The organism is Micromonospora zhanjiangensis (assembly GCF_042650605.1).
Classification (GTDB): domain Bacteria; phylum Actinomycetota; class Actinomycetes; order Mycobacteriales; family Micromonosporaceae; genus Micromonospora_J; species Micromonospora_J zhanjiangensis.
On record NZ_JBHSBN010000022.1, the window covers coordinates 104813 to 114025 of the forward strand.

General features: G+C 73.3%; 12 protein-coding genes. 4 read left to right on the top strand and 8 right to left on the bottom strand.

The genetic code is table 11. The features are described 5' to 3' along the window. Window positions 1-191: 191 nt before the first annotated feature. A complete protein-coding gene (locus ACFOX0_RS25595) occupies window positions 192-359 on the bottom strand; it encodes a TrmH family RNA methyltransferase (protein WP_377550501.1) in 168 nt (55 codons plus the stop codon). Between the two features lie 220 nt (window positions 360-579). Here ACFOX0_RS25595 and ACFOX0_RS25600 point away from each other — a divergent pair, with 220 nt between their 5' ends. Continuing rightward, window positions 580-1062 (top strand): pyridoxamine 5'-phosphate oxidase family protein, encoded by a 483-nt coding sequence (locus ACFOX0_RS25600; RefSeq protein ID WP_377550503.1) that lies wholly within the window; start codon window positions 580-582, stop codon window positions 1060-1062. Window positions 1063-1108: 46 nt separating this feature from the next. On the opposite strand, the gene ACFOX0_RS25605 is transcribed toward ACFOX0_RS25600, so the two are convergent. The 4 genes from ACFOX0_RS25605 to ACFOX0_RS25620 all read right to left on the bottom strand — a co-directional run bounded on the left by ACFOX0_RS25605 (window position 1109) and on the right by ACFOX0_RS25620 (window position 3902). Beyond that, the gene (locus ACFOX0_RS25605; protein ID WP_377550505.1) at window positions 1109-1456 is read right to left on the bottom strand and encodes a DUF6510 family protein; all 348 of its coding nucleotides are present in this window, start codon (window positions 1454-1456) and stop codon (window positions 1109-1111) included. 1 nt (window position 1457) lies between these two features. Continuing rightward, on the bottom strand, window positions 1458-2225 hold the full coding sequence (locus ACFOX0_RS25610) for a ferredoxin reductase (RefSeq protein ID WP_377550507.1): 768 nt from the start codon (window positions 2223-2225) through the stop codon (window positions 1458-1460). Then, the gene (locus ACFOX0_RS25615; protein ID WP_377550509.1) at window positions 2195-2794 is read right to left on the bottom strand and encodes a sulfite oxidase-like oxidoreductase; all 600 of its coding nucleotides are present in this window, start codon (window positions 2792-2794) and stop codon (window positions 2195-2197) included. Before ACFOX0_RS25615 ends, ACFOX0_RS25610 begins: the two co-directional genes overlap by 31 nt. 100 nt (window positions 2795-2894) lie before the next feature. Beyond that, window positions 2895-3902 (bottom strand): TerC/Alx family metal homeostasis membrane protein, encoded by a 1008-nt coding sequence (locus ACFOX0_RS25620; protein WP_377550511.1) that lies wholly within the window; start codon window positions 3900-3902, stop codon window positions 2895-2897. Window positions 3903-4132: 230 nt separating this feature from the next. On the opposite strand from ACFOX0_RS25620, the gene ACFOX0_RS25625 reads away from it, so the two are divergent. Beyond that, on the top strand, window positions 4133-5308 hold the full coding sequence (locus ACFOX0_RS25625; RefSeq protein ID WP_377550512.1) for a CaiB/BaiF CoA transferase family protein: 1176 nt from the start codon (window positions 4133-4135) through the stop codon (window positions 5306-5308). Window positions 5309-5317: 9 nt separating this feature from the next. On the opposite strand, the gene ACFOX0_RS25630 is transcribed toward ACFOX0_RS25625, so the two are convergent. Then, the gene (locus ACFOX0_RS25630) at window positions 5318-5710 is read right to left on the bottom strand and encodes a DUF2267 domain-containing protein (RefSeq protein WP_377550514.1); all 393 of its coding nucleotides are present in this window, start codon (window positions 5708-5710) and stop codon (window positions 5318-5320) included. Window positions 5711-5913: 203 nt separating this feature from the next. Between ACFOX0_RS25630 and ACFOX0_RS25635 the strand changes: the two genes are divergently transcribed. Together ACFOX0_RS25635 and ACFOX0_RS25640 are read left to right on the top strand one after the other, a co-directional pair. Beyond that, the gene (locus ACFOX0_RS25635) at window positions 5914-6186 is read left to right on the top strand and encodes a DUF2795 domain-containing protein (protein WP_377550516.1); all 273 of its coding nucleotides are present in this window, start codon (window positions 5914-5916) and stop codon (window positions 6184-6186) included. Window positions 6187-6194: 8 nt separating this feature from the next. Then, a complete protein-coding gene (locus ACFOX0_RS25640; protein ID WP_377550518.1) occupies window positions 6195-6869 on the top strand; it encodes a DUF1345 domain-containing protein in 675 nt (224 codons plus the stop codon). 281 nt (window positions 6870-7150) lie between these two features. Here ACFOX0_RS25640 and ACFOX0_RS25645 read toward each other — a convergent pair whose 3' ends face one another. Both ACFOX0_RS25645 and ACFOX0_RS25650 read right to left on the bottom strand, forming a co-directional pair. Then, window positions 7151-7828 carry a hypothetical protein gene (locus ACFOX0_RS25645; protein ID WP_377550520.1) on the bottom strand — a complete coding sequence of 226 codons (678 nt, stop codon included), beginning with the start codon at window positions 7826-7828 and terminating at the stop codon, window positions 7151-7153. A gap of 113 nt (window positions 7829-7941) precedes the next feature. After that, window positions 7942-8916, bottom strand: a complete 975-nt coding sequence (locus ACFOX0_RS25650) for a pirin family protein (protein WP_377550522.1) — start codon at window positions 8914-8916, stop codon at window positions 7942-7944. Between the last annotated feature and the right edge of the window lie 297 nt (window positions 8917-9213).

The window sequence follows — 9213 nt, forward strand, 5'->3', positions numbered from 1 at the left end:
CTCCGCGGCCTCCGGCGGCCGGATGACGGTGCGACTGCAGTCGCGTACGTCCAGGAGCCGGCCTCCCGGGCAGCTGACCGGCCACGATCACTGGCACTTTTTCGGTAGCCGTCCCGGGGTGTCCTGCCGAAAAACTGTCAACGATCGTGAACGCCGCTCAGGGCAGCCCGGGTGCGGCCAGTTCGCGACGTTCACAGCAGTCCGGCGAGCCGGTAGAGGACCTGCGAACCCGCCACCGCGACGTTCAGGCTGGTCCCCGTACCGACCATGGGTATCTCCACGACGGCGTCGAGCACGTCCAACGCCTCCTCGGGGATGCCGTCGGCCTCGCGGCCGAGCACCACCACCGTCCGGCGCATCGGCCACAGTGGAGCGACGATGAGATAACCCCAGCAGGAGTGGGCCCCGGGACGGCGGGCGGCGCGCAGCTCGCGGCGGGGGGCGCACCCGGCCGGCCGGGCTCACCAGAGGGTGGCGGCTCCGCCGCGGGAGGGATCAGGCATCGGCGATGTGCTTCGCGGCGCGCCGGGCCCGGTCACCGGTTGACCTCAACCCGGGTTGAGGGACGACGATGCGCGGATGGACACAGAGGAGATCTGGCTCGCCGAGGTGCAGGAGCGTTCATTCCACCGGGCCGGCGCCGCGACCACGTCGTCGTTCCCGGTGGCGAACCGGATGACCGGCGCGCAACTCGCGCGCCACCTCTCCCCCGGCGGGTACGGCGTGCTGGCCACCACGAGGGCCGACGGCCGGCCGCACGCGGCACCGACCAGCCTGGTCCGGCACGATCGGGCGATCTGGCTGCCGTCCGTCGCCGGCGCGGTACGCCTCGCCAACCTCGCGGTCAACCCGTGGGCGTCCCTGGTGGTGATGCGCGGCGACGGCCCGGAGCACGTGATGGCGTTGCTCGAAGGACCGACCACGGTCGTGGACGCGGCCACGGACGACGCCGCGGCGGCCGCCCGCCGGTACGGCCGCGAGCCGTCCTGGGCCACCGCGTGGATCCGACTGACCCCGCGAAAGATCCTCAGCTACGCGGGCGCGGAGGCACTCCTGCCCTGACGCCCTCCGGGACCGGCTCGCCCGGGTGACGGGCCGGGACGGCCGGTCAGCCGTCGAGCGGGTTCGGTAGGCCACGGACCGGTTCGCCGACCAACCGCCGGTCGGCCTCGACCGGGCCGACCGGGTCCGGTGGCAGCGGTATCCGCAGGAAGACACTGCCGCGCAGGTCCAGCCAGGCGTCGGTGGGTGCCCGGACCAGCCGCAGCATCACCTCCCCGCAGCCGGGGCAGCGGGCCACCAGCCCGGGCGCGTGGGCGTACACCCGCAGGGTCGCCAGCGGGCCGGTCAGCCCGCACGACGCGCAGCGACAGTCCGCGGCGGACACCTCCACGGCGAAGACGTCCCGCAGCGGACCGGCAAGTTGGTTGCCGTCCAGATACTGCTCATCGATCATGTCAACCTCCGGTGGGCCCGAACCGCTCGGTCCGGACCCGGCTCGGGTCGTGACCGAGGGCGACGAGAATGTCGGCGACCGCCTCGACGAAACCGGTCGGGCCGCAGACGTAGCAGGCCGGTTCGAGGTCTGCCGGCCATCCGTTGCTGTTCACGTCGGCGACGGTGATCCGGTGCGGGCTGCCGGGCCAGTCCGCCGGAGCCTCGCGGGTGTAGAGATGGAAGACGTCCAATCCCTGGTCGTCCCGGACCCGGCGGCGCAACTCGTCGGCGTAGTAGACGTCCTCGCCGGTGCGGGCCGAGTAGATCAGCCGGAACGGCGTCCGGCTGCCCGCCGCGCGCCGGGCCCGCACCATCGCCATCAGCGGCACGACGCCGGACCCGCCGCCGACCAGCAGCACCGGCGCGGTGTCCGCGGGCCGCCAGACGAACCACCCGCCGAGCGGTCCGCGGATCTCCACCGGGTCGCCGACCGCGAGGCCGTCCAGCAGGTACGGCGACACCTCACCGTCGGGCACCCGCTGCACGGTCAGCTCGATCCGGTCGTCGCCGGCCGACCCGGCGATCGAGTACGACCGCTCGGCGCGGTAGCCGTCCTCGGCGGTCAGCCGCACGTCGACGTGCTGCCCGCCCAGGTGTCCGGGCCAGCCCGGCACCTCGAGCACCAGCGTGCCGGCCGTCGCTGTCTCGTCCCGGCGCTCGACCAGCCGGGCCACCCGCCAGCCCGACCGGCCGGCGGTCAGTCGCCCTGGTACCGCTGCTCGCGCCACGGGTCACCGTAGTGGTGGTAGCCGGCGGTCTCCCAGAAACCGGGCTCGTCCTGGTCGGTCAGTCGGATGCCACGCACCCACTTCGCGGACTTCCACAGGTACAGGTGCGGTACCAGCAGCCGGGCGGGCCCACCATGCTCGGGCGGCAGGTCCTCCCCGTCGTACCGGTGGACGATCCAGGCCTGCCCGTCCCGCAGGTCGTCCAGCGGCAGGTTGCTGGTGTAGCCGCCGTACGAGTGCACCAGCGCGTAGTCGGCGCCGGTGTCCACGTCGGCCAGCAGGGTGTCCAGCGAGACGCCCTCCCAGCTGGTGCCGAGCTTGGACCAGCGGGTGACGCAGTGCAGGTCGACGGTGGGCGTCTCGCCGGGCAGGGCCATCAGCTCCGGCCAGGACCAGCGGTGCTCGTCACCGGTCTCGGTGGTGATGACGAACTCCCAGCGGTCCGGCGTGACCCGGGGCGTGGGGCCGGCCGACAGCACCGGGAAGTCCTCGACCAGGTACTGCCCGGGTGGCAGGTCCGGCGTACCGGTGCGGCGCCGGCCCTGGAAGCCGGGTGACACGATGCCCATCCGCCAGTCGTACCACTCGGGCAGGTGTCGCGAATGCCGGATGGCCGCAATTGATCGGCCGCCGTGGCCGCGGCCCCGCGCTGCCGGCCCGCCGGTGCGGTCAGTCCTGGCCGGTTGTGACGGGTTGCCGGGTCCGGGTGGCCCGGAGGCTGGTCAGGGTGACCACCACCAGGATCCCGATGATCACGCCGAGCGAGGCCAGCGTCGGGATCTGCGGCACCGCGGACCAGACCCCGTGCGCCCAGTGCAGCGCCAGCTTGAGGCCGATGAAGGCGAGGATGATCGCCAGGCCGAAGCTGAGGTGCACCAGCCGGGACAGCGCGGCGTGCAGGACGAAGTACAACGCCCGCAGGCCGAGCAGGGCGAACGCGTTCGTGGCGAAGACCAGGTACGGGTCCTCGGTGATGCCGTACACGGCCGGGACCGAGTCGACGGCGAAGACGATGTCGGTGGCCAGTACGGCGACCGTCACCACGGCCAGCGGGGTGAGCGCCCGCCGCCCGCCGACCCGGGTGGTCAACGCCGGGCCGTGGTATTCGTCGGTGACCGGCATGAACCGGCGCAGCAGCCGCACCGACCGCATCTTCGACACGTCCACCTCCGGCTGGTGCCCGGACAGCGCGTCCCGCAGCAGCTTGACCGCGGTGGCGATGAGGATCGCGGCGAACAGCAGGAAGGCCCAGTCCAGGCTCTGCAGGGCGGCGGCCCCGAGCGCGATGAACACCGCGCGCAGCACCAGCGCCCCGGCGATGCCGTAGAGCAGCACCCGTTGGGCCAGCGCGGCCGGCACGGCGAACGCGGCCAGCAGCAGCATGAAGACGAACAGGTTGTCGACCGACAGCGACTTCTCGACCAGGTAACCGGTCAGGTACTCGACGCCCTGCGCGCCACCGAACCGCCACCAGAGGAAGAGGCCGAAGACGAGCGGCAGAGCGATGTAGAACGCCGACCAGCCGAGCGCCTCGCGCATCGAGACCTCGTGCGGTCGGCGGGTGACCAGGAAGTCGAGCACCAGCAGGGCCAGCACCCCGACGATGGTGACCGTCCAGAGGACGGGGCTGCCGACCGACGTGAGCGTGCTGGCGGCGAGAGTGCTGGGACCGGTCATCGGGGCTCCTCGAACATGAAGAAATGTTCGAGGTCTCCTTCACCCGCCGGGGCGGGTGACCACCCGGGGCGCGCGTGCGCGGCCGTACTGACCGGGATGGTGCTTGGGAAGTACTCCCCTCGGGCTCCCAAGCTAGGGCACCCCGGTCCGGCTGGCAAGGACGGCGGCTGGGAGTTCCCTGGGAACGCGCCGTGATCCGCCGAGGGCCACGGTTGTCCTATCGTGGCCCGGTGACCGACGACACGATCACCACCGGTGGCCCGCTGACCGGCGTACGGGTGGTGGAGCTGGCCGGCATCGGGCCGGGCCCGTTCGCGGCGATGATGCTGGCCGACATGGGCGCCGACGTGATCCGGGTGGACCGGACCGCCGAGGTGCACCCGGCGGCGTTCGGCACGCCGCACCCGGATCTGCTCCTGCGCGGCCGGCGCTCGATCGGCGTGGACCTGAAGCACCCGGACGGCCGGTCGACGGTGCTGGAGCTGGTCCGGCGGGCGGACGTCCTGGTCGAGGGTTTCCGTCCCGGGGTGACCGAGCGGCTGGGCCTCGGCCCGGACGACTGTCTCGCGGTCAACGCGGCGCTGGTCTACGGCCGGATGACCGGCTGGGGGCAGGACGGCCCGAACGCCCCGTACGCCGGGCACGACATCGACTACCTGGCGCTGACCGGCGCGCTGCACGGCATCGGCCGAGCCGGTGACCGCCCGGTGCCGCCGATGAACCTGCTGGGCGACTTCGGCGGGGGCGCGATGATGCTCGCCTTCGGGGTGGTCTGCGCGCTGCTCGACGTCCGGGCCGGCGGTGCCGGTCAGGTCGTGGACGCCGCCATCGTGGACGGCGTGTCGCTGCTGTCCACCCAGATCCACGCGCTGCGCCGGATGGGCATGTGGCGGGACCCGCGCGGGGTGAACCTGCTCGACGGTGGCGCGCCGTTCTACGACACGTACGAGTGTGCCGACGGCCGGTATCTCGCGGTCGGCGCGCTGGAGCCCCGCTTCTACGAGGAGTTGGTCCGCCGCACCGGGTTCCAGCCGCCCGAGGGCGAGGGTGGGGACCGCACCGACCCGGGCCGGTGGCCGGTGGCCCGGGAGCACTGGGCGGCGCTGTTCCGCACCCGTACCCGGGACGAGTGGGCCGACCTGTTGGAGCGTACGGACGCCTGCGTGGCGCCGGTGCTCGACTGGCGGGAGGCGCCCGGGCATCCGCATCTGGCCGCCCGGCGGGTGTTCGTCACCCCGGACGACGGGGTGGAACAGCCCGCCCCGGCGCCCCGGTTCAGCCGCACGCCGGGCGCCATCCGCCGGCCGCCGCCGCAACCGGGCGAGCACACCGACGAGGTGCTGCGCGAGGCGGGCCTGGCCGACGACCGGATCGCCGCCCTGCGGGCCGCCGGGGCGGTCGCCTGACACCCGGTCCTAGCCCTGGCGGGTGACCGGCGCGGGTTGTGCGAGGTCGCGGAAGTCGGCCGGCAGGTCGGCGGTCAGCTCGTCGAACCCGCCGCCGGGCAGCGCCTCACGCAGGGTGGCGAACACCGCTCGTACGCCGGTCTCGGCCGCCGGTCCGGGCAGTCCCGCCTCTCGGCCGACCCGGCGGATCAGCTCGTCGGCGGTGAACGCCTCGGCGGTCTCGTCCGGCGGGCGGAGCAGCCCCTGCAACGGCTTGGGCAGCTGCGCGGCCAGGTCCAACGCCTCGCCGGCGGTGATCCGCTCGTTGAGTGCCTCCAGGGTGACCCGGGTCAGGTCGACCGCCTGCTCCGACGGCAGGTCCGTGCGCCGGGCGACCAGGTCGATCATCGTGTCGTAGTCCATTCCCGTCCCTCCTGTCCGCCGGTCTCCCGCGGGCCGGACGCCGGTTTCCGGAAGCCGTGCGTGCGACCGGCCCGGCGCCTCGCCCCGCGGCTACCCCACACCGGTACGGACAAACCGTCACCGATCCGGGCGGGTACGGCGTAATCAGCGCGGTACCGGGTATCCGCTGCCACCGCGGCCGACGAGGTGAGGAGCGCGACGCTATGGCGACCGACGACGAGGTGACGCAGTACCTCTCGGCGATGGACTATCCGGCCGACAAGGAGGCGATCATCCGCGAGGCGCAACGGGTGGGAGCGCCGTACGAGGTGCTGCGCGCGCTGCGGGCCCTGCCGCCGGTGCAGTACGCCAACACCAACCAGGTGGTCCGGTCGGCGCGGACCGAACCGGCGCCCGAGGTGGGCGCGGCCGAGCGGGCCGCGAAGACCAGGGACAAGCGGCACCGGCGGGTCGCCCGGGACCTGCGCAGCATCTGAGGCCGCCCGTGACGCCGGGGCCGGCCGGGACCAACCGTCGGGTCGAACCGCCCCGGGCGACCACCGCGGCGGTGCAACTGGTCACGATGGTGCTCGCCGGCGTCGTCGCCGGTGGCCTGTTCGCGGTGTTCACCTCGCCGGCCTACGCGCCGTTGATCGGCTGGGACGTGGCCGCGACGCTCTATTTGATCCGCACCTGGTACACGATCTGGCCGATGAGTTCGGCCCAGACGGCCCGGCTGGCGCTGCGCGAGGACGCCAGCCGGCCGCTGCGCGACGTGCTGCTGCTGTCGGCCTGCCTGACCAGCCTGGTGGCGATCGGCTACGTGCTGGGCACCGCCGGGGAGATCCGGGGCTACGCCCGGGCGCTGCACATCGTCCTGGGCATCGCCAGCGTGTTGCTGTCCTGGGGCGTCGTGCACACGGTCTTCACCACCCGGTACGCCCGGCTCTACTACACCGGCATCGACGGTGGGATCAACTTCAACCAGAAGACCCCGCCGTGCTACTCGGACTTCGCCTATGTCGCGTTCACCATCGGGCTGACCTTCCAGGTCTCCGACACCAACATCACCCACCACGACGTACGCGCCACCGCGCTGCGGCACGCCCTGCTGTCGTACCTGTTCGGGGCGGTGATCATCGCGGCGACGATCAACCTGCTCGCCGGACTGGTGCGCTGACGGCGCGGCGGGCGTCCGGCGGCGGGATAGGTGTTCGGCGCCGCGGCTGCGTTCTCGGGCGCGGCCGGCGAGCCACTGCGGTACCGGACGAGGTGCCCTGGCCACGCACCGCATGCACGACCGGGGCACCACGTCCGGGCGAACCCCGACGACCTCCGGGCGCCCGAACCGGGCGCACTCGCCGGGCGGTGGATGGCTCGACACGACCTGGTGGGCCATCGCTGCCGGCCTTCAGCATACGGGCCGGTAACCCCTGCTCGGAGGCGGTTTGCGAAAAATGCTCAGGCGCCGGCCAGGCGCCGCACCTCGGCGTACCGGTTCTCCAGATCCGTCCGGGCCAGCGCGCCGACCAGCCAGGCCAACCGCTCGCTGCGCGGGCTGCCGGCCAGGTCGGCCAGGTCGTCGGCGGACCGGCCCAGACCCAGCCGGCGGGCGGCGACCAGCGCCCGCCGGTCCGCCACCGGCGCCGCCTCACGCCACACCGCCTGCGCCTCCCGCAGGAACAGGTCGACCACCTCGTCGTCCACCCCCGGCAGCCGGTTCAGCAGGGCCCGTTCCCGACCCGGCTGGTAGCGGGCCTCGACCCGCAGCCGGCGCAGGTCGCCCCGGTACCGGTCGACCACGGTACGGGCCAGGTCGCCGAGCGTGACGGACAGCTCCGCCGCGTCGGACCGCCGGCCCGCGTCCCGCAGTACGGCCGTCCGCGTCTCGGCGAGCGAACGGGCCATCCGGGCGGCGCTGTCCCAGCCCTGGTCCCGCAGCGCCGTGGCGGCCGCGACGGCTCGCCGGAAGTCGCCGCGCTGACGCAGCAGGATCGACAAATAGAGCAGCTGGAACAGGCTGGCCGGGTTGTTGGTGACCCGGAAGCCGTACTCCTCGGCGAAGCCGCGGGAACCGCCCACCAGGCGGCGTACCACGCGTTTGCGCTGCTCGGTGTCCGCGATCGTCATGGTGGTCATGCCCCGCGACTACCCGCAACGACCCCCGCCACGCCACCGGGCGCGGACCGAAGGCCCCGTCGAGGACCGTGGCCCGGATCGGCCCTCGGCAGGGCCATTTCGCGCCACGGTCTTCAGAAGCGGCCGTGCCGGTCGCGGGGTTTGAGGCGGACGCCCGGCATGTCCGGTGCCGGCAGGGAAGCGCTGTCGTCGGCGGCGACGGTGCCGAAGCGGCGGCCGGCCATCCAGTCCTCCCGGGCCTCGACGATCTCCTCGTGCGACCGGCCCACGAAGTTCCACCACATCACCAGCGGCGACTCGAACGGCTCACCGCCGAGCAGCACCAGCCGGGTATCCGGCGCGGCACCGGACACGGTCAGTTCGGTCCGGTCGGTGCCCAGGTACAGCAGGGTGCCCGGGGCCAGCTCGACGCCGTCGACCTCGGCCCGGCCGGACATCGCCAGCACGCCATACTCGAAGTCGGGCCGCAACGGCAGCCGGCCGGCGCCACCGGTCGGCAGGTGCAGCTGCGCGCCGAGCAGCGGGCTGTAGGCGCGGGCCGGCGCCCGGACCCCGGCAAGCTCGCCGACCAGCACGGCGACCGCCAGGTCACCGTCCCGCCACCCCGGCACCGTCGGATGATGGTCGAACGCCGGCGGGTCGGCGCGGGCGTCGTCGGGCAGCGCGACCCAGAGCTGCAGGCCGTGCATGACGGCCGGTCGGTCGGGTGGGGACTGCTCGGAGTGGGCGATGCCCCGGCCGGAGGTCATCAGGTTGAGCTGACCTGGCCGGATCAGTTGGTCGTTGCCGAGACTGTCGCGGTGCCGGATCGTGCCCTCGACCAGCCAGGTGACGGTCTGCAGGCCGATGTGCGGATGCGGCGGCACCTGCATGCCGGGCCGGCCGGTGACGTCGTCCGGGCCGAAGTGGTCGACGAAGCACCAAGCGCCGATCATCCGGCGCCGGCGGTGCGGCAGGAGGCGACGCACCGTGGTGTAGCGGCCGAGGGGTACGTCGTGGCCGGGGAGCAGGACGCTGCCGGGTTCCCCGGGGGTCGGCTCGTCGGTCGGGGTCCGGGTGTCGGCGGGCATCGGTTCGGTGACGCTCACGGGTCGACTGTACGTCGCTGGCTGGCTGTCTTCAGAGGCTCTGGTTGGGTCGGTGGTCCTGGCCTGGCTTGTGGTTGGGGGGTGGGCCGGCGTGCCCGGCGTGGCCCGTCAGGCTTGATGTCCACGCCGGGCACGCCGGCCCACCCTCGCCGTGACCATCCGGGCCGCGACCAGCGGATGCCGAAAAAGGGCCGGGACCCCGGTGGTACGGGATCCCGGCCCTTTCGGTTGTTGTCTTAGCTGTTCCAGTACTGGGTGACCAGGTCAGCGGCCTGGGTCTCCCACTGGGCGTAGGCG

Bases quoted from the DNA above. Each gene is read 5' to 3' on its own strand.
- ACFOX0_RS25645 (WP_377550520.1), bottom strand. From the start codon at position 7,828: ATGACCACCATGACGATCGCGGACACCGAGCAGCGCAAACGCGTGGTA.
- ACFOX0_RS25600 (WP_377550503.1), top strand. From the start codon at position 580: ATGGACACAGAGGAGATCTGGCTCGCCGAGGTGCAGGAGCGTTCATTC.
- ACFOX0_RS25630 (WP_377550514.1), bottom strand. From the start codon at position 5,710: ATGGACTACGACACGATGATCGACCTGGTCGCCCGGCGCACGGACCTG.
- ACFOX0_RS25635 (WP_377550516.1), top strand. From the start codon at position 5,914: ATGGCGACCGACGACGAGGTGACGCAGTACCTCTCGGCGATGGACTAT.
- ACFOX0_RS25620 (WP_377550511.1), bottom strand. From the start codon at position 3,902: ATGACCGGTCCCAGCACTCTCGCCGCCAGCACGCTCACGTCGGTCGGC.
- ACFOX0_RS25595 (WP_377550501.1), bottom strand. From the start codon at position 359: ATGCGCCGGACGGTGGTGGTGCTCGGCCGCGAGGCCGACGGCATCCCC.
- ACFOX0_RS25605 (WP_377550505.1), bottom strand. From the start codon at position 1,456: ATGATCGATGAGCAGTATCTGGACGGCAACCAACTTGCCGGTCCGCTG.
- ACFOX0_RS25615 (WP_377550509.1), bottom strand. From the start codon at position 2,794: ATGGGCATCGTGTCACCCGGCTTCCAGGGCCGGCGCCGCACCGGTACG.